At 65.4% G+C, this 18,929-nt stretch carries 19 protein-coding genes; 15 read left to right on the top strand and 4 right to left on the bottom strand.

What is annotated here, in order from left to right:
• Window positions 1–26: 26 nt before the first annotated feature.
• The 10 genes from paaK (at window position 27) to K420_RS0101325 (ending at window position 9,157) form a co-directional block, all read left to right on the top strand.
• A complete protein-coding gene (gene paaK, locus K420_RS0101370) occupies window positions 27–1,352 on the top strand; it encodes a phenylacetate--CoA ligase PaaK (RefSeq protein ID WP_027456471.1) in 1,326 nt (441 codons plus the stop codon).
• A gap of 10 nt (window positions 1,353–1,362) precedes the next feature.
• On the top strand, window positions 1,363–2,568 hold the full coding sequence (gene pcaF, locus K420_RS0101365; RefSeq protein ID WP_027456470.1) for a 3-oxoadipyl-CoA thiolase: 1,206 nt from the start codon (window positions 1,363–1,365) through the stop codon (window positions 2,566–2,568).
• Window positions 2,569–2,596: 28 nt separating this feature from the next.
• Window positions 2,597–3,742 (top strand): ABC transporter substrate-binding protein, encoded by a 1,146-nt coding sequence (locus tag K420_RS0101360; RefSeq protein WP_027456469.1) that lies wholly within the window; start codon window positions 2,597–2,599, stop codon window positions 3,740–3,742.
• A gap of 81 nt (window positions 3,743–3,823) precedes the next feature.
• Window positions 3,824–4,837 (top strand): 1,2-phenylacetyl-CoA epoxidase subunit PaaA, encoded by a 1,014-nt coding sequence (gene paaA, locus K420_RS0101355; protein ID WP_027456468.1) that lies wholly within the window; start codon window positions 3,824–3,826, stop codon window positions 4,835–4,837.
• Entirely contained in the window at window positions 4,834–5,127 is a 294-nt protein-coding gene (gene paaB / locus K420_RS0101350) for a 1,2-phenylacetyl-CoA epoxidase subunit PaaB (protein ID WP_027456467.1), read from the top strand. The genes paaA and paaB overlap by 4 nt, the downstream gene beginning before the upstream one ends.
• Complete coding sequence (gene paaC / locus K420_RS0101345; RefSeq protein ID WP_027456466.1) at window positions 5,127–5,909, top strand: 1,2-phenylacetyl-CoA epoxidase subunit PaaC; 783 nt, start codon at window positions 5,127–5,129, stop codon at window positions 5,907–5,909. The genes paaB and paaC overlap by 1 nt, the downstream gene beginning before the upstream one ends.
• Window positions 5,910–5,912: 3 nt before the next feature.
• Window positions 5,913–6,413, top strand: a complete 501-nt coding sequence (gene paaD / locus K420_RS0101340) for a 1,2-phenylacetyl-CoA epoxidase subunit PaaD (RefSeq protein WP_027456465.1) — start codon at window positions 5,913–5,915, stop codon at window positions 6,411–6,413.
• Between the two features lie 13 nt (window positions 6,414–6,426).
• Complete coding sequence (gene paaE / locus K420_RS0101335) at window positions 6,427–7,524, top strand: 1,2-phenylacetyl-CoA epoxidase subunit PaaE (protein ID WP_027456464.1); 1,098 nt, start codon at window positions 6,427–6,429, stop codon at window positions 7,522–7,524.
• Between the two features lie 71 nt (window positions 7,525–7,595).
• Entirely contained in the window at window positions 7,596–8,369 is a 774-nt protein-coding gene (locus tag K420_RS0101330; RefSeq protein WP_027456463.1) for an enoyl-CoA hydratase, read from the top strand.
• Between the two features lie 8 nt (window positions 8,370–8,377).
• Window positions 8,378–9,157, top strand: coding sequence for an enoyl-CoA hydratase/isomerase family protein (locus tag K420_RS0101325; protein ID WP_027456462.1), 780 nt, complete (start codon window positions 8,378–8,380; stop codon window positions 9,155–9,157).
• A 32-nt stretch (window positions 9,158–9,189) separates the two neighbouring features.
• Here the strand turns inward: K420_RS0101325 and K420_RS0101320 are convergent, their stop codons facing one another.
• Window positions 9,190–9,990: an IclR family transcriptional regulator gene (locus K420_RS0101320; protein ID WP_027456461.1), complete on the bottom strand. Its 801-nt coding sequence runs from the start codon at window positions 9,988–9,990 to the stop codon at window positions 9,190–9,192.
• A 72-nt stretch (window positions 9,991–10,062) separates the two neighbouring features.
• Here K420_RS0101320 and paaY point away from each other — a divergent pair, with 72 nt between their 5' ends.
• On the top strand, window positions 10,063–10,680 hold the full coding sequence (paaY, locus tag K420_RS0101315) for a phenylacetic acid degradation protein PaaY (RefSeq protein ID WP_027456460.1): 618 nt from the start codon (window positions 10,063–10,065) through the stop codon (window positions 10,678–10,680).
• On the opposite strand, the gene paaX is transcribed toward paaY, so the two are convergent.
• Window positions 10,681–11,631: a phenylacetic acid degradation operon negative regulatory protein PaaX gene (gene paaX, locus K420_RS0101310; RefSeq protein ID WP_035855134.1), complete on the bottom strand. Its 951-nt coding sequence runs from the start codon at window positions 11,629–11,631 to the stop codon at window positions 10,681–10,683.
• 350 nt (window positions 11,632–11,981) lie between these two features.
• On the opposite strand from paaX, the gene K420_RS0101305 reads away from it, so the two are divergent.
• From K420_RS0101305 to ampD, 4 genes are read left to right on the top strand one after another with little or no spacing between them, the layout of a single operon-like run.
• On the top strand, window positions 11,982–12,218 hold the full coding sequence (locus tag K420_RS0101305) for a PP0621 family protein (protein ID WP_027456458.1): 237 nt from the start codon (window positions 11,982–11,984) through the stop codon (window positions 12,216–12,218).
• Entirely contained in the window at window positions 12,215–13,828 is a 1,614-nt protein-coding gene (locus K420_RS17800) for a sensor histidine kinase (protein ID WP_051452904.1), read from the top strand. Before K420_RS0101305 ends, K420_RS17800 begins: the two co-directional genes overlap by 4 nt.
• A complete protein-coding gene (locus K420_RS0101295; RefSeq protein ID WP_084019520.1) occupies window positions 13,786–15,141 on the top strand; it encodes a sigma-54-dependent transcriptional regulator in 1,356 nt (451 codons plus the stop codon). The genes K420_RS17800 and K420_RS0101295 overlap by 43 nt, the downstream gene beginning before the upstream one ends.
• Complete coding sequence (gene ampD, locus K420_RS0101290; protein WP_027456456.1) at window positions 15,141–15,707, top strand: 1,6-anhydro-N-acetylmuramyl-L-alanine amidase AmpD; 567 nt, start codon at window positions 15,141–15,143, stop codon at window positions 15,705–15,707. The genes K420_RS0101295 and ampD overlap by 1 nt, the downstream gene beginning before the upstream one ends.
• On the opposite strand, the gene K420_RS0101285 is transcribed toward ampD, so the two are convergent.
• The gene (locus tag K420_RS0101285; protein ID WP_027456455.1) at window positions 15,684–16,847 is read right to left on the bottom strand and encodes a pyridoxal phosphate-dependent aminotransferase; all 1,164 of its coding nucleotides are present in this window, start codon (window positions 16,845–16,847) and stop codon (window positions 15,684–15,686) included. The two genes, ampD and K420_RS0101285, sit on opposite strands and share 24 nt — an antisense overlap.
• A gap of 62 nt (window positions 16,848–16,909) precedes the next feature.
• Window positions 16,910–18,754: a phosphoenolpyruvate carboxykinase (GTP) gene (locus K420_RS0101280; protein ID WP_027456454.1), complete on the bottom strand. Its 1,845-nt coding sequence runs from the start codon at window positions 18,752–18,754 to the stop codon at window positions 16,910–16,912.
• Window positions 18,755–18,929: the final 175 nt, after the last annotated feature.

Here is an 18,929-nt window from a genome sequence, read left to right as displayed (position 1 = left end):
GAAACCCACAGAGAGAGGAGACATCCATGACATCGAAAATGCCATTGCCCGGTGAGCTCGATCCGATCGAAACCGCCAGCCGCGACGAGATTTCGGCCCTGCAGCTCGAGCGCCTGAAGTGGTCGGTGCGCCACACCTACGACAACGTCGAGCCCTACCGCCAGAAGTGCGAGGCCAAGGGCGTCCATCCGGACGACCTGAAGTGCCTGGCCGATCTCGGCAAGTTCCCCTTCATGACCAAGACCGACCTGCGCGACCACTACCCGTTCGGCCTGTTCGCCGTGCCGCGCACCAAGCTGGCCCGCCTGCATGCCTCGTCCGGCACGACCGGCAAGTCGGTGGTGGTCGGCTATACCAAGAACGACCTCGACAACTGGGCCAACGTCGTTGCCCGCTCGATCCGCGCCGCGGGCGGCCGGGCCGGTGACATGGTGCATGTCGCCTACGGTTACGGCATGTTTACCGGCGGCCTGGGGGCCCACTACGGTGTCGAGCGCGCCGGTTGCTGCGCCGTGCCGATGTCCGGCGGCCAGACCGAGAAGCAGGTCCAGCAGATCATGGACTTCAAGCCGGAAATCATCATGGTCACCCCGTCCTACTCGCTGGTCATCGCCGAGGAGTTCGAGCGCCTGGGCATCAAGCCGGACGAGATTTCGCTCAAGGTCGGCATCTTCGGCGCCGAGCCGTGGGGCGAGGGCATGCGCAGCGAGATCGAGCGCAAGCTGGGCATCGACGCCATCGACATCTACGGCCTGACCGAAGTGATGGGGCCGGGCGTCGCCTGCGAATGCATCGAGACCAAGGATGGCCCGGTGATCTGGGAAGACCATTTCTACCCCGAGATCATCGATCCGGAAACCGGCGAAGTGCTGCCCGACGGCGAAGAGGGCGAACTGGTGTTCACCTCGCTGACCAAGGAAGCCTTCCCGGTCATCCGCTACCGTACCCGCGACCTGACCCGCCTGCTGCCGCCGACCGCCCGTTCCTTCCGCCGTATCGGCAAGATCACCGGCCGTTCCGACGACATGCTGATCATCCGTGGCGTGAACGTCTTCCCGACCCAGATCGAGGAGCAGATCCTGCGCGACCAGCGCCTGTCCGGCAACTATCAGGTTGTCGTCACTCGCGATGGCCACCTGGACAACCTGGAAGTGCGCTGCGAACTCCAGCGCGAGCTGTCCGGCAAGCTGGCGCCGGCTGATATCCAGACCATCGGCAAGGAACTGCAGCACCGCATCAAGACCATCATCGGCGTGTCGACCAAGATCACCGTGATGGAATTCGACGCCATTCCGCGTACCCAGGTCGGCAAGGCCAAGCGCGTACTCGACGAACGCCCGAAGCAAAACTGAGGATAGAACAATGACCCAGGCTTTTATCTGTGACGCCATCCGCACCCCCATTGGCCGCTACGGCGGCGGGCTGGCCGGCGTGCGTGCCGACGACCTCGGCGCCATCCCGCTCAAGGCGTTGATGGAGCGCAATCCGCAGGTCGACTGGACGGCCGTCGATGACATCATCTACGGCTGTGCCAACCAGGCCGGCGAAGACAACCGCAACGTCGCCCGCATGTCCGGCCTGCTGGCCGGCCTGCCCATCGAGGTGCCAGGCACCACCGTCAACCGCCTGTGCGGCTCCGGCATGGACGCGGTCGGCCTGGCCGCCCGTTCGATCAAGTCCGGCGAAACCCGGCTGATGATCGCCGGCGGCGTCGAGAGCATGTCGCGCGCCCCGTTCGTGATGGGCAAGGCCGAGACGGCCTGGTCGCGGCAGGCGGCGATCTACGACACGACCATCGGCTGGCGCTTCCCCAACCCGCTGATGAAGAAGCTGTACGACACGCATTCGATGCCGCAGACAGCCGACAACGTCGCTGAGGAATTCAGCATCAGCCGCGCCGACCAGGACGCCTTCGCGCTGCGTTCGCAACAGCGCTGGGCCGCTGCCCATGCCGCCGGTCGTTTCGCCGACGAGCTGGTGCCGGTGGTCATCCCGCAGAAGAAGGGCGACGCCAAGGTGGTCGATACCGACGAGCACCCGCGTCCAGACACCACGCTGGAGATGCTGGCCAAGCTGAAAGGCGTCAACGGCCCCGAGCTGTCGGTTACGGCCGGCAATGCCTCCGGCGTCAATGACGGCGCCTGCGCCCTGCTGCTGGCTTCGGAAGCCGCCGCCGGCCAGTACGGCCTCCAGCCGCTGGCCCGCGTCGTCGGCATGGCCACCGCCGGCGTACCGCCGCGCATCATGGGCTTCGGCCCGGCCCCGGCCGTGCGCAAGGTGCTGGCCCAGACCGGCCTGACTCTGGCCCAGATGGACGTCATCGAACTGAACGAAGCCTTCGCGGCGCAAGGCCTGGCGGTCCTGCGCGATCTCGGCCTGGCCGACGACGAAGCGCGCGTCAATCCCAACGGCGGTGCCATCGCCCTCGGTCACCCGCTCGGCATGAGCGGTGCCCGCCTGGTGACCACCGCTGCCTATGAACTCAAGCGCCGTGGCGGCCGCTATGCCCTGTGCACCATGTGTATCGGTGTCGGGCAGGGGATCGCCATGGTGATCGAGCGTGTCTGATCCATATTCCAACAGAGGAGACAAACCCATGAAGCACAGCATCAAGAAGCTCGTTGCCGGTACCGCCCTGGCGCTCGGCGCACTCGGCGCCTTTGCCGCCGATCCGATCAAGATCGGTTCCGTTCTCTCCGTCACCGGTCCGGCCGCCTTCCTCGGCGACCCGGAACTGAAGACGCTGCAGTTGTATGTCGATGACCTCAACAAGAAGGGCGGCGTGCTCGGCCGTCCGCTGCAACTCGTCCATTACGACGACGGCAGCGATGCCAACAAGGCCAACGGTTTCACCAAGCGCCTGATCGAGGATGACAAGGTCGACGTGCTGGTCGGTGGCACCACCACCGGCGCCACCATGTCTTCCGTGCCGCTGGCCGAGAAGGCGGGTATTCCGTTCATCTCGCTGGCCGGTGCCGTGGTCATCATCGAGCCGGTCAAGAAGTGGGTGTTCAAGACCCCGCACACCGATCGCATGGCGGCTGAGAAAGTCTTCGAGGACATGAAGAAGCGCGGTCTGACCAAGGTCGCCCTGCTCTCCGAAACCTCCGGCTTCGGCGCCTCCGGCAAGAAGGAAACCGAGGCGGTCGCCGGCAAGTATGGCATCACGCTGGTCGCCAACGAGACCTACGGTCCGAAGGATACCGACATGAGCCCGCAGCTGACCAAGATCAAGACCACGCCGGGCGTTCAGGCCGTGTTCGTGTTCGGTCTGGGCCAGGGCCCGGCCATCGTGACCAAGAACTACAAGCAACTCGGCATCACGCTGCCGCTCTACCAGTCGCACGGCGTCGCTTCCGACGAGTTCCTGAAGCTGGCCGGTCCGGCAGCCGAAGGCGTCCGCCTGCCGTCGCCGGCCCAGCTGATCCCCGAGAAGCTGCCGGCCAACGACCCGCAGAAACCGATCGTCACTGCCTATGACAAGGCCTACAAGGCGGCCTACAAGACCGACGTGTCCACCTTCGGCGGCTATGCCTACGACGGCCTGATGCTGGCGGTCGACGCCATCAAGCGCGCCGGCTCCACCGACAAGGCCAAGGTTCGCGATGCGCTCGAAGCGACCAAGGGCTTCGTCGCCACCAGCGGCACCTTCAACATGTCGCCGACCGACCACATGGGCCTCGATCTCTCGGCCTTCCGCCTGCTCGAAGTGAAGGGCGGCGACTGGACCATCGTCCAGTAACACCCCCGCGGCGATGGCGGGCAACCGCCGTCGCCGCTTGCAACAACCCGAAAAGCGACTCCCACCCCACAGGAGAACTTCATGTACACCCAATCATTCAACGTGCCAGACAACGCCGGCGGCAAGACCGTGCCGCTGGCACCGTCGACCGAGGATCCCGTCCTGCAGGCCGCCTTCGATGCCCGCATCGATGCCGACGGCCGCATCGAGCCGCAGGACTGGATGCCCGAGGCCTACCGCAAGACTCTGGTGCGCCAGATCAGCCAGCACGCCCACAGCGAAATCGTCGGCATGCTGCCGGAAGGCAACTGGATCTCGCGCGCCCCGAGCCTCAAGCGCAAGGCGATCCTGATTGCCAAGGTGCAGGACGAGGGCGGCCACGGCCTTTACCTGTATTCCGCCGCCGAAACGCTGGGCACCAGCCGCGACCAGATGCTGGACGGCCTGCACAGCGGCCGCGCCAAGTACAGCTCGATCTTCAATTACCCGACCCTGACCTGGGCCGACGTCGGCGTCATTGGCTGGCTGGTCGATGGCGCCGCGATCATGAACCAGGTACCGCTCTGCCGCTGCTCCTACGGCCCCTACGCCCGTGCCATGGTGCGCGTCTGCAAGGAGGAGTCCTTCCACCAGCGCCAGGGCTACGAAGCCCTGCTGGTCATGATGACCGGCACCGATGAACAGAAGGCGATGGTGCAAGACGCCGTCAATCGCTGGTGGTGGAAGTGCCTGGCCATGTTCGGGCCGCCCGATGCCGACAGCCCGAACAGCGCGCTCGGCATGCGCTGGGGCATCAAGCGCGTTTCGAACGACGAGCTGCGCCAGAAATTCGTCGACGCCACCGTGCCGCAGGCCAAGGTGCTCGGCGTCACGCTGCCCGACCCCGATCTCAAGTGGAACGAGGAACGCCAGCACTACGACTACGGCCAGATCGACTGGGCCGAATTCTGGGAGACCGTCAATGGCAACGGTCCCTGCAACAAGGAACGCCTGGCCACCCGCGTCAAGGCGCATAACGACGGGCAATGGGTGCGCGATGCCGCGCTGGCCCATGCCGCCAAGAAACAAGCTCGTGAAATGAGGGACGCAGCATGACTACCGCACTGAAAGAATGGCCGCTCTGGGAAGTTTTCGTCCGCAGCAAGCAGGGCCTTGAACACAAGCACTGCGGCAGCCTGCACGCCGCCGATGCTGCCCAGGCGCTGGAGATGGCCCGCGACGTCTACACCCGTCGCCAGGAAGGCGTCAGCATCTGGGTGGTGCAGTCGAAGGACATCACCGCCAGCAATCCGGACGAGAAGGGCGAGCTGTTTGATCCGGCAGCCGACAAGATCTACCGGCATCCGACCTTCTACGAAATCCCGGAAGAAGTGGGGCACATGTAATGAGCGCCGCCATCGATTACCTGCTGCACCTCGCCGACAATGCCCTGGTCCTCGGCCAGCGCAATGCCGAGTGGTGCGGGCACGGCCCGATCCTCGAAGAGGATATCGCCCTGTCCAACGTCAGCCTCGATCTGATCGGCCAGGCCCGGCTGCTCTACCAACTGGTCGCCACGCTCAAGGGCGGCGACTGCACCGAAGACAAGCTGGCCTACTTCCGCGAGACGCACGAGTTCCGCAACTACACGCTGCTCGAACTGCCGCACCACGGCCCGCTCTCCGGCTACGCGCAGAGCGATCTCGACTACGGCACGACCATCGTCCGCAACTTCCTGTACAGCGCCCTGATGGCCCTGCTCTGGGAGGCGCTGGAAAAATCGGCCAACGCCGACCTCGCGGCGATTGCCGCCAAGTCGCTGAAGGAAGTGCGCTACCACCTGCGCCATTCGCGCGACTGGCTGGTTCGCCTCGGCGACGGCACCGACGAATCGCATGCCCGCGTCCAGGCGTCGCTCGACCACCTGTTCCCCTACACCCAGGAATTCTGGGTGCAGAGCCCGGCCGAAGCGGCTGCCATCGCCGCCGGTATCGGCGTCGATGTGACGACGCTGCGTGCCGACTGGGACGCCATCGTCGATGCCGCACTGGCCGAGGCCACGCTGCAGCGGCCGGCTGTCGGCGGCTACGTCACCGAAGGCAAGCGCGGCATCCACTCCGAGCATCTCGGCTTCCTGCTGGCCGAAATGCAAAGCCTGGCCCGCGCCCATCCGAACGGGGTCTGGTAAGCCATGCGTAGCGGCGTCGAAGCGGCCTGGGCCGTGTTGGAGGAACTGACCGATCCGGAAATCCCGGTCATTTCCCTGCGCGAACTGGGCATCCTGCGCGATGTGCGGCAGGCGGCCGATGGCCTGGAAGTGGTCATTACGCCGACCTACAGCGGCTGCCCGGCCATGGGCCAGATCGAGGACGACGTCAAGGCGACGCTGGCCCGTGCCGGCATCGCCGCCCGCGTCGTCACGCAACTGGCGCCCGCCTGGACTACCGACTGGATGACCGAGGCGGGCAAGGAAAAGCTGCGCGCCTACGGCATCGCCCCGCCGCACCAGACGCCGGCCGGCAGCAATGTCGTGCGCTTCATCAGCAAGCCGGCCGCTGCGGAAACCGTGCCCTGTCCGCATTGCGGCTCGGCGCGCACGGTCGAATCCTCACATTTCGGGTCGACAGCCTGCAAGGCGCTCTACAAGTGCCTCGATTGCCAGGAACCGTTCGACTACTTCAAGCCTTATTAGCGAGGCAAGCCTTATGTCAGCCCCCCGTTTTCACGAACTCACCATCAAGCGTGTCAGCCCCGAAGCCGCCGGCTCGGTGGCCATCACCTTCGACATTCCCGCCGCTGCGCGCGAAACCTTCGACTTCCAGCCCGGCCAGTTCCTGACCTTGCGCGCCCGGGTCGAGGGTCAGGATGTGCGCCGCAACTACTCGATCAGCAGCCCGAAAAGCCGCCTGGCCAAGGCCGGCGAACTGGAAATCGGCATCCGCCCGGTCGAGGGCGGCCTGTTTTCCAACTGGGCGGCGCAGACCCTGAAGGCCGGCGCCAAGCTCGACGTGATGCCGCCCGAGGGACGCTTCACGATCAAGAAGCCGCGCGCCCTCCATCGCGTCGGCTTTGCCGCCGGTTCGGGCATCACCCCCATCCTGTCGATTGCCGCGACGACGCTGGAAGAGCAGCCGGAGTCCAAATTCACGCTGGTGTACGGCAACCGCCGCATGTCCAGCGTGATGTTCAACGAAGCGCTGCAGGATCTGAAGGACCGCTACCCGGACCGCCTGACGCTGATCCACATCCTGTCGCGCCAGGCGCAGGAGGTCGATTTGCTGCAGGGGCGCATCGACGGTGCCAAGGTGCAGGCCATCATCGACACCCTGTTGCCGGTGGCCAGCATGGACGAGGTCTTCATCTGCGGCCCCGAGGCGATGATCGAGGCGACCGAGCGGGCGCTGCTCGCCGCCGGCGTGCCGGAAAACCGCGTGCACACCGAGCGCTTCACCTCCGGCCCGGCGCAGGCCGCCAAGATCCAGGCCGATACCGACGCCGCTCCGCACAAGCAGGCGGCCGCCAAGGACATCGCACTGACCATCGTGCTTGACGGCAAGGAGCACGAGCTGCACATCGGCGCCGACGAGCATGTGCTCGACGCCGCACTCGACGCCGGCCTCGACCTGCCGTTTTCCTGCAAGGCCGGCGTCTGCTGTACCTGCCGGGCCAAGGTGCTGTGCGGCGAGGTGGTGATGGACAAGAACTTTACGCTGGAGGCCGATGAGGTCAAACAGGGCTTCGTCCTCAGTTGCCAGGCCCGTGCCACCACCAAGAACCTGACGGTCAGCTTCGACGAACGCTGATTGTCCCCCTTCTACTGCACTTGGGCCGCCCTCTTGTCCCCTCGGGGGCGGCCGTTTTTTGGGAGACATCCATGTCCCACGTCGTACTCAGCGAGATCGTCGGCAAGGTCGGCCTGATCCGCATCAACCGCCCGGAGGCGATGAACGCCCTGAACAACGAGGTCGTCGACGGTATCGGCGCCGCCATCGACGCCTTCGAAGCCGACGAGAACATCGGCTGCATCGTCATCACCGGTAATGAAAAGGCCTTTGCCGCCGGCGCCGATATCGGCTTCATGAAGGACTTCGACTACCTGCATGCCTACAAGACCGACTTCATCACCCGCAACTGGGAACGCATCAAGACGGCCCGCAAGCCGGTGATCGCCGCCGTTTCCGGCTTCGCGTTGGGTGGCGGCTGCGAGATGGCGATGATGTGCGACATGATCTTCGCCGCCGATACCGCCAAATTCGGCCAGCCGGAAATCCGCCTCGGCACCTTGCCCGGCGCCGGTGGCACGCAACGCCTGCCGCGCGCGGTGGGCAAGGCCAAAGCCATGGATATGTGCCTGAGCGCCCGCATGATGGACGCGCCGGAAGCCGAGAAGGCGGGGCTGGTCGCCCGCATCTACCCGGCTGACCAGCTATTGGATGAAACCCTGAAGGCAGCGCAGACCATCGCCGGCTTCTCGCTGCCGGTGGTCATGATGATCAAGGAATCGGTCAACCGCGCCTTCGAATCGAGCCTCAACGAAGGCCTGCTCTTCGAGCGCCGCGTCTTCCACGCGGCCTTCGCCGTCGAGGACCAGAAAGAAGGCATGGCCGCCTTCGTCGAGAAGCGCAAGCCGAACTTCAAGCATCGCTGAGGCCCGCCATGTACCAAACCCTGGAAATCGAACGGACCGGCAAGGTCGCCACCCTCTGGATGAACCGCCCGGCCGTCTTCAACGCCTTCGACGAACAACTGATTGCCGAACTGACCCTGGCCTGCCGGGAACTCGATGCCGATGCCGACGTGCGCGTCGTCATCCTCGGCGGGCGCGGCAAGCACTTCTCGGCGGGCGCCGATCTCAACTGGATGAAGCGCGCGTCGCAATTCACCCACGAGCAGAACGTCGAAGATGCCCGCAAGTTCGCCGGCATGTTGCGAACCTTGTCCGGCCTGAGCAAGCCGACCATCGCCCGCGTGCAGGGCGCCGCGCTGGGCGGCGGCACCGGCCTGGCGGCCGCCTGCGACATGGCGGTGGCCAGCGACGACGCGGCTTTCTCCACGTCGGAGGTCAAGTTCGGCATCATCCCGTCGGTGATCAGTCCCTACGTGCTGCGCGCCATCGGGCCGCGCCATGCCCTGCGCTACTTCCAGAGCGCCGAGCGGATCAGCGCCCAGCGCGCGCTGGCCATCGGCCTGGTCGGTGAAGTGGTGCCGCGCGAGGAACTCGACGGCTGCATTGCCGGTATCGTCGAAGCCCTGCTCGCCGGCGGCCCGCAAGCCCAGCAGGCCGCCAAGGACTTGATTGCCGCCGTGCATGGCCGGCCGATCGATGACGCGGTCAGCGAGGAAACCGCGCAGCGCATCGCCCGCCAGCGCGCGACCGACGAAGCGAAGGACGGCATCGCCGCCTTCCTCGACAAGCGTCCGCCACGCTGGCTCTGACGCGGTCAGCCCGCGGTGGCGGAGGCGCCGGCTCAGACTGGCGTCTTCGGCTCGCCGCTGGCACCCAGGCGCAGCGACAAAGCCTCGGCATGCCGCTTCAGGCAGCTCACCACTTCGCCCTCGGCCCGGGTGTCGAACATGCCCTGGACGCCGACGACCAGTACGGCCATGGTGATTTCATTCTTGAAGTTGAAGACCGGCGCCGCCACGGCCTCGACGCCCGGCACGCGATGAAAGCCGCCGGTGTCGGCGAAGCCCTGGTGGCGTACCTGGGCCAGCATGTCCTCGACGCCGGCCTTGCTTCTCAGTTCGGGGGGCACGTCCGGGGCCTTGAGTTCGGCGGCGATGAGCGGCGCGACGGTCTTCTTCGGCATCCACGCCGCGAAGACACGGCCCGTGGCAGAAGAGAGCAGTTCGAGAACCGTACCGGTGATGACGTTGACCGTGATCGGGCGGCGCGGCCGTTCCCAGCGCACGACGACCGGTCCCTTGTCGCCCCAGACGGCGAGGGCAGTGGTCTGGTTGATTTCGTCGCGCATCTCGGCGATGGCGTTGAGGCCCAGGCGGACGCGATCGAGGCGGTCAAGGGCGACGAGGCCGATGTTCAGCGCGAAGGGCCCGAGATCGTAACGCGAGCTCATCGGGTCCTGTTCGACCAGTCCGGCGCGGATCAGGCTGACCAGATAGCGGTGTGCCTTGGAGGCCGGCATGTCGGCTGCCGCGGCAATTTCCTTCAGCATCATCGAACGCTGGCCATTGACCATCGCACGCAGAATGCCCATGCCGATTTCCAGCGACTGGACGCCGTGTTTACCGTCGACTTCATCGTTCATGACTGTTCCCTGGGTTTTGTTATATGGAATTGATTCTATAATATGAAGCCTGTTCGTGAAAGTGAGCCCCTCATGTCAAGCCTGCGCGTCTATGCCATCGACGGCATCGTTCCGGTTGTCGATCCGACGGCCTATGTCCATCCCAGCGCCGTCCTGATCGGCGACGTGATCATCGGCCCGGGCTGCTATGTCGGCCCCTGCGCCAGCCTGCGCGGTGATTTTGGCCGCCTGATCCTGGAGGCCGGCGCCAACCTGCAGGATACCTGTGTCATGCACGGTTTTCCCGGGACCGATACCGTGGTCGAGGAAAACGGCCACATCGGCCACGGCGCGGTGCTGCATGGCTGCCGGGTCGGCCGCAATGCACTGGTCGGCATGAATGCGGTAATCATGGACAACGCCGTGATCGGCGAGGCGAGCATCGTTGCCGCCTCCGCCTTCGTCAAGGCCAGCCAGGAAATCCCGCCGCGCGTGCTGGTCGCCGGCATGCCGGCCAAGATCATCCGGCCCCTGAGCGACGAGGAAATCGCCTGGAAGACGGACGGTACGCGCACCTATCAGGACCTGACGCGCCGCTGCCTGGCCACTCTGGTTGAAACCACGCCGCTGGCGGCAGTCGAGCCGGACCGCAAGCGCATCGAGATGCCGGACGTCATCCCGCTGACCGAACTGAAGAAGCGCGGCGGCTGATCAGGTTTTCTTGAGCGGATCGTATTGCGGGAAACGTTCGGCCAGCGAGTGGTCAAGGCTGGGCACGCTGCCGTCGGCCAGGCAGAAGGCCTGGTCGAGATGGTGGTTGGAAGGTTCTTCCAGCCGTTTGTAGAGTTCCTTGCACAGCAGCCGTGCCTGTTGGCCCGGCCAGGTGGCCGGCAGCAGGACTTCCGGCAGTTCCGGGTCGCGCAGCAGCAGGCGGCGGTAGTCGTGGATGAGCAGGATGCGCAACAGGAAAGCGTCCTGGTTGCTGATCGAGGCCATGTGCCCGCGCCGCAGTTCGTCGAGGATGGGCTGGTAGGCGGCGACGAACTGGCTGTAGGCCTCGGCCAGGCCGCCGAGATCCCAGGCCCGGCTGACCAGATCGGCATCGCTGGCCGATTGCGCCGAGCGCGAGTCGGCGGCAAACAGCGGGAGCAGGGCGCCGAGGGCGGACGACATGCCTTCGGCGATCAGCGTGTCGAGCACACTGGGCAATTCGGCGCTCGGGTGCACGAAGCAGTCGGCGCCCAGCGCACCGAAACCCTGCCAGAACAGGGCGCGGCGCAGTTCCTCGCGCAACTTGGCCTCCAGTTCGCCGACGACGAGGATCAGGCGCCAGCGGCGATCCCAGAGCGGGGCGTTCGAGGCATAGATGTGGCGCGATGCTTCCTCGAAGCGGCGGCGGCCGGACGGGGTCAGCACGTAATCGGCCCGACGCCCGATGCTCTCCGTGCGCAGCCATTGTTCCTTGGCCAACCGGAAAACCGAGGTGCGGATCAGGCGTTCGTTCAGGTCCAGCGGCTCGAGCAGGCGAATCAGGCTGCCCAGCCAGATGCGTCCGCCGCGCGGCAGGATGGCGTCGCCGAAGACGGTGATGATCAGCGAACCGGCCTGGACCCGGCGCTGCTGGCGGAATGCGTTGAGGCGCTGTTGAACGAGGTCGCTCACGATGAAGGATCTGTCGGCGGCCGGTCTGGCCCGTCGCACGACATGAGAATTGACTAAGCCCGATATTGTACTGCAGCGCAAGTATCATTTAACGGCGGCCAGTCATCTTTTGAAGCCCCTTCTGGCCGGGGTGGGGTGCAAATCACGATACGAATTGAATGGCTAATCAGAATGATCGGTATCGCATCTGGCGGCTGGCGGCCGCCTCGGGGAGCCTGCCAAAATGTGATAGATTGCTCGCCGATGCCGCCCGCCAGGCGGTGCCGGTGCCTGCGCGCCACCGGCCTGCCCCGGCCTGGGGCGACTGGCTTGCTCCCCGGCGTGGAGCGTCTTGTGCTGCGGAATGATCGATGAAATATCTGTTGTGGCTTGGCCTGATTGCGGTGATCTGGTGGGTCTGGTCGAAGCGCCAGGCGGTGGCCCGGCGCCCTGGCGAGGAACAGCGCCCGGCCCCGGCGGCCGAGAAGATGGTGCGCTGCGCCCAGTGCGGCGTCTATCTGCCGGAAAGCGACGGCATTGCTGCTGACGGCCGGGTCTATTGCAGCGAAGCCCACCGCCAGCTGGGCCCAGCCGCCGACGGCCGATGACCGACTGGCTGTCGTCTACCTGGGAGGCCAACTGGCGCTCCTTCCAGTATTTCAATCTCTACCGGCTGGTCCTCGCCGCGCTGTTCTTCCTGGCGCTGCTCTTTCCGAACGAATGGACGGCCCGCCTGAACCTGTTGCCCAGCCTGCCGATGTTCGGCCAGGTCGGCTTCTATGCCGCAGCGGCCATCGGCGGCCTGCTCCTCGCCACCCACTGGCAGCAGCACTTCAATGCCCAGCTGTCGGGCCAGGTGATGATCGACATCGGCGTGGTCTGTTCGCTGATGCTGCAGGCAGGGGGCGTTGGCAGCGGGCTCAGCGTGTTGCTCATCGTGTCGCTGGCGGCGGCCAGCCTGGTCGGGCGTGGCCGGCTGGTCCTGTTCTATGCCGCCGTCGCGACGGTGGCCGTGCTGTCGATGCAGGCCTACGGCATCGTGGTCGATCGCTTCGAATATTCCAGCATCGTCCAGGCCGGTCTGATCAGCGCCGGTTTCTTCGCCACGGCCATCCTCGCCCGCCTGCTCGGCCAGCGCGTCATGGCCAACGAGGAACTCGCCCGCCGGCGCGGTATCGCGCTGGCCAACCAGATCGTCATCAGCCTGCGCGTCATCGAGCGGATGCAGGATGGCGTGCTGATCCTGAGCAAGGAGGGGGGCGTGAATCGCTCCAACCCGGTCGCCCAAGGCATGCTCGGCTTGCCGTCCAGCGATGCCCCGATCTCGCTGGCCGCCGTCGCCCGCGACCTGGACGATGCGCTGCTGGCCTGGCGGCAGGGCGAGGGGGCGGACAGTTTCGAGTTCATCGGTAGTGAGGGGCGCTCCCTGCGCGCCCGCTTCGAGGCAACGAGCAGTTCGGACGGCGAGGCACTGGTCTTCCTCGAGGATGTCAGCCGTATCCGGGAGCAGGCGCAGCAACTGAAGCTGGCCTCGCTCGGTCGGCTGACCGCCAGCATCGCCCACGAAATCCGCAATCCCTTGTCGGCCATCGGCCATGCCGGCGAACTGTTGCGCGAAGAGCGGCGCGGTGACATGCAGGACCGCCTGCTGCGCATCCTGAACGACAATGTGGCGCGTCTCGACCGCATCGTGCGCGACATCCTGGAACTCGGCCGGCAGAACCGCGCCGAACCGGAATTGCTGTCAGCCGACGAATTCTGTGCCGGCTTCCTCGAGCAGTTTGTTGATAGCGAAAATCTGGCATCCGGCGTGGTCGAGCTGGAGGTCCGCGACCGCTTCACCATTTGTTTCGACCGTTCGCACCTGCACCAGGTGCTGTGGAACCTGGTCAGCAATGCCTTGCGCCATTCCACCGGAGGCCGGGCGGCGGTACGCGTCGTGCTGCAGAACGGCGCCAGCGACGGCCGGGTAGAATTGCATGTGATCGATGACGGTCCGGGTATACCCGAGGCGGTGCGTGAGCAGATTTTCGAGCCCTTCTTCACGACGCACACCAAGGGTACCGGCCTTGGCCTGTTCATCGCCCGCGAACTGTGCGCGACCAACGGGGCGAGCATCGAGTTGCTGCCTTCCGCCGGTGGGGCCCATTTCATTGTTGCAGGGAGAAACGACACGTGTCAGTTGCCAGAACCGAACGGCGCCCGCGCGGCGAACTGAGCCGGGTTCTCGTCGTCGACGACGAGGCCGATATTCGCGAACTGATTGACCTGACCCTGGCCCGTATGGGTTTGGCGACGGAATGTGCTGGCTCGGTTGGCGAGGCGATTGCGGCCCTCAAGGAGGGCGACTTCCAGCTCTGCCTGACCGACATGCGCTTGCCCGATGGCGAGGGCCTGGAGATCGTCCGCTATATCAACGAGTATTGCCCGCAGACACCGGTTGCCGTGATCACGGCTTTTGGCAGCGCCGGCAATGCGGTGGCGGCGCTGAAAGCCGGAGCCTTCGACTACCTGGCCAAGCCGGTCGGCCTGGAGCAGTTGCGCGCCCTGATCAAATCGGCCCTGCGCCTGCCCGGTAACGGCCAGGACAACGACGATCCGCTGCAGTCCTTGATCGGCGAATCGGCCAGCATGCAGCAGGTGCGCACCATGATCGAAAAGCTGGCACGCAGCCAGGCACCGATCTACATTTCCGGTGAGTCGGGCAGCGGCAAGGAACTGGCCGCCCGCCTGATCCACAGCCGGAGTGCCCGCGCCGCCGGCCCCTTCGTGCCGGTGAACTGCGGGGCGATCCCGGAAAACCTGATGGAAAGCGAGTTCTTCGGTTACCGCAAAGGGGCCTTCACCGGCGCCCAGGACGACCGCGACGGCTTCTTCCTGGCGGCCAGCGGCGGCACGCTCTTCCTCGATGAGGTGGCCGATCTGCCGCTCGCCATGCAGGTCAAGCTGCTGCGCGCCATCCAGGAAAAACGGGTACGCAAGGTGGGGAGCGTGGCCGAGGAACCGGTCGATGTGCGCATCATCTGCGCCACGCACAAGAACCTGCGCGATCTGGTCGACAAGGGGGCCTTCCGCCAGGACTTGTATTACCGCCTGAACGTCATCGAGTTGCGCATGCCGCCGCTCCGTGAGCGGGCCGAGGATATCGCGCCGCTGGTCGATGCCATCCTGCGTCGCCTGTTCGGCGACCAGCCGCCCAGGCTGTCGCCGGGGGCGCTCAAGGCACTGGAGTTCTATTCCTTCCCGGGCAACGTCCGCGAGCTGGAGAACATCCTGGAGCGCGCCACGGCGCTGTGTTCCGGTGACAGCATCGAGGTGGAGGACCTCCATCTCGGCCCGGAGGAGATTCACGATGCCGGGCTGGAGGGGCGCGGCAGCGAAACGCTCGATGAATACCTCAATCGCCTGGAACGTCAGGCCATCCTGGAAGCGCTACAGAAGGCCGAGGGCAATCGCACGGCGGCGGCCCGCCTGCTGGGTGTGACCTTCCGTTCCATGCGCTACCGGCTGGAACGCCTGGGCATCGACTGATGAACTGGCAGGCCGACGGCTGGCTGGAAGGCGCGCGCTGGCTACCTTCGCCCAATTTCGGCGAACGGCCGGCGGGCGAGGCCGTGTCGCTGGTTGTCATCCACAGCATCAGCCTGCCGCCGGATGAGTTCGGCGGTACGTGGGTCGAGGATTTTTTCCTGAACCGCCTCGATCCGGCGGCGCATCCCTATTTCGCGACCATCGCCGATCTGCAGGTGTCGGCGCATTTCTACATCCGGCGCGACGGCCGGGTCATCCAGTTCGTTGGCTGCGACCGGCGCGCCTGGCATGCCGGGCAATCGTGCTGGTGCGAGCGCGCCAACTGCAACGACTACTCGGTCGGCATCGAACTGGAAGGGGCGGACAGCCAGCCCTTCACGGCCGAGCAGTATGCCGCCCTATGGCCCTTGCTCGATGCCCTGCGGGCGCGCTATCCGATTACTGCTATCGCCGGCCACAGCCATGTCGCGCCGGGGCGCAAGACCGACCCCGGGCCGCATTTCGATTGGGCAGCCGTTGCCGCCCGTCATGCCAATCTCGCCTTACCGGCCGAAGTAAGCGCTTAGCCGCTCGATCGCCTCGGCCAGGCGCGGGATGCCGGTCGTGTAGGCGAAGCGGATATGTTTCTCCGGTGCGTTGCTGCCGAAGTCCAGCCCCGGCGTTGCGGCCACGCCGGCCTTCTCCAGCAGGTCGCGGGCCAGCATGAAGCTGTCGTCGGCCAGGGCCGAGCAATCGCAATAAAGGTAAAACGCCCCTTCCGGCCGGGCCGTGATGCGGAAGCCGATGGCTTCCAGGGCCGGCGCCAGGAAATCGCGGCGCCGGCGGAATTCGGCACGCCGGGCTTCCAGAATGTCGATGGTATGTGGCTCGAAGGCCGCCAGCGCGGCGTACTGGGCCGGTGTCGACGGGCAGAGGACGAGGTTCTGCGCCAATTTCTCGATGTCGCGCCCGTAAGCCTCGGGGACGACCAGCCAGCCCAGGCGCCAGCCAGTCATCTGGAAATACTTGGAGAAGCTGTTGATGACCCAGATGTCGTCGCCGGCGGCGCAGGCGGTCGGCGCCGAGATTTCGTACGTCAGGCCGTGGTAGATCTCATCCACCATGAAATGGCCGCCCTTTTCCCGGCATACGGCGGCCAGCGCTTCGATCTCGGCCAGCGTCAGCAGCGTGCCGGTCGGGTTGGCCGGCGAGGCGACGAGCAGACCGGCCGTTTGCTCGGTCCAATGCTGGCGCAGCATGGCCGGCGTCGGCTGGAAGTTGCTCTCCGGGCCAACCGGGATGCTCCGTGGCACGCCTTCGTAGGTACGCAGGATGTGGCGGTTGCACGGGTAACCGGGGTCGGCCAGCAGCCATTCGTCGCCGGGATTGGCCAGTGCCGCGAAGGCGAGGTTAAGTGCCCCGGATGCACCATTGGTGATGGCGATGCGGCTGGCCGGCACGACGACGCCATAGCGTTCGCGGTAAAAATCGGCAATCGCCGCCCGCAGTTCGGGCAGGCCGAGTGCCTGGGTATACAGCGTCTTGCCCCGCTGGATCGCTGCGATGGCCGCCTCGGCAATCGGTTCCGGCGTCGGGAAATCCGGCTCGCCGACTTCCATGTGGATGATGTCGCGCCCCTCGGCCTCCAGTTGCCGGGCACGGGTCAGCAGTTCGACGACGTGGAACGGTTCGATGTCGGCCAGGCGGCGGGCGGGACGGTAAGTCATGGCATTCCTCAAATGAAAACGGCCACCCGCAGGTGGCCGTTCGATTATCGCTCAGCTGGTGCTTAGGCGGCGTCCTTGAAGATGCCCATTTCGAACAGTTCGCGCTTGAGCACGAGTTCGCGCGGCATCTTCTCGCCCATCTTGTCGAACCACTCCTTGTGGCCGGCCAGTTCGGCCTTCCAGGCATCGGCATCGATGGTGGTCAGCGCTTCGAAATCGGCCTTGTCGATTTCCAGGCCGGTCCAGTCGATGTCCTCGAATTTGGGCATCCAGCCGAGGACGGTTTCCTTGGCGGCAACGGTGCCCTTGCAGCGCTGAACGATCCACTTCAGGACGCGCATGTTGTCGCCGAAACCCGGCCACATGAATTCGCCCTTCTCGTTCATGCGGAACCAGTTGACGCAGAAGATCTTCGGCGTGGCGTCGACCGCCTTGCCCATGCGCAGCCAGTGGTTGAAGTAGTCGCCCATGTGGTAGCCGCAGAACGGCAGCATGGCGAACGGGTCGCGACGGACGACACCTTGCTGGCCGAAGGCGGCAGCGGTGGTTTCGGAGCCGAGGGTGGCCGCCATGTAGACGCCGTAGTTCCAGTTGAAGGCCTGGTAGACCAGCGGCACGGTGGTGGCGCGGCGGCCGCCGAAAATGAAGGCCGAGATCGGCACGCCGGCGGGATCTTCCCAGGCCGGATCGACGGACGGGCACTGGCTGGCCGGGGCGGTGAAGCGGGAGTTGGCATGCGCTGCCTTGCGGCCGGCCTTGCCATCTTCCGGCGTCCAGTCCTTGCCTTGCCAGTCGATCAGGTGAGCCGGGGCTTCCTTGGTCAGGCCTTCCCACCACACGTCACCGTCGTCGGTCAGTGCGACGTTGGTGAAGATGATGTTTTCCTTCAGCGTGGCCAGGGCGTTGTAATTGGTCTTCTCGGAGGTGCCCGGGGCGACGCCGAAGAAGCCGGCTTCCGGGTTGATCGCGTAGAAGCGGGTGACGCCGTCCTGGTCGACACGCGGCTTGATCCAGGCGATGTCGTCGCCGATGGTGGTGATCTTCCAGCCGTCGAGCGTCTTCGGCGGGATCAGCATGGCGAAGTTGGTCTTGCCGCAGGCCGACGGGAAGGCGGCAGCGACGTAGGTCTTTTCACCTTCCGGCGACTCGACGCCGAGAATGAGCATGTGTTCGGCCAGCCAACCCTGGTCGCGCGCCATGTTGGAGGCGATGCGCAGGGCGAAGCACTTCTTGCCGAGCAGGGCGTTGCCGCCGTAACCGGAACCGTAGGACCAGATCTCGCGGGTTTCCGGGTAGTGCACGATGTACTTGACGGTCGGGTTGCACGGCCAGGCCACGTCCTTCTGGCCGGCTTCCAGCGGGGCGCCGACGGTATGCACGCAGGGCACGAATTCGCCATCGGTGCCGAGCACGTCGAACACCTTGGCGCCCATGCGGGTCATCGTGCGCATGTTGACCACGACGTAGGCGGAGTCGGAGATTTCGACGCCGATGTGGGCGATCGGCGAACCCAGCGGACCCATCGAGAACGGAATGACGTACATCGTGCGGCCCTTCATGCAGCCCTTGAACAGGCCATTCAGGGTTTCACGCATCTTGGCGGGCTCTTCCCAGTTGTTGGTCGGGCCGGCGTCTTCCTTCTTCTCGGAGCAGATATAGGTGCGGTCTTCGACGCGGGCGACGTCGGACGGATCGGAGAAGGCCAGGTAGGAGTTCGGACGCTTCTGCTCGTTGAGCTTGATCAGGGTGCCGGCCTTGACCATTTCGGCGCACAGGCGGTCATACTCTTCCTGCGAACCATCGCACCAGACGATGCTGTCGGGCTGGGTCAGTTCAGCGATTTCGGCGACCCATTTTTTCAGGGCTTCGTGTTTGACGTATTGGGGCGCGTTCAGCGGTGCGGTCATGGCGATCTGTCTCTCTATAAGTTACTGAAATAGCTAGGTTTACGCCAGTCGCCGGGAGCTGCCACCAAGACTTCGAGCGGCTGGAGGCCGTCGGCTGGGAAGCGCGTAATTATGCATCAAATTAGGGTAAACATCTACTTGACGGCAGGGCCTACGTAATATCCGATGGTGTGGA

Source organism: Dechloromonas agitata is5 (genome assembly GCF_000519045.1).
GTDB lineage: Bacteria > Pseudomonadota > Gammaproteobacteria > Burkholderiales > Rhodocyclaceae > Azonexus > Azonexus agitatus.
Note: the sequence above shows the minus strand (reverse complement) of the source record. Positions and strands in the feature narration are given on the sequence as shown.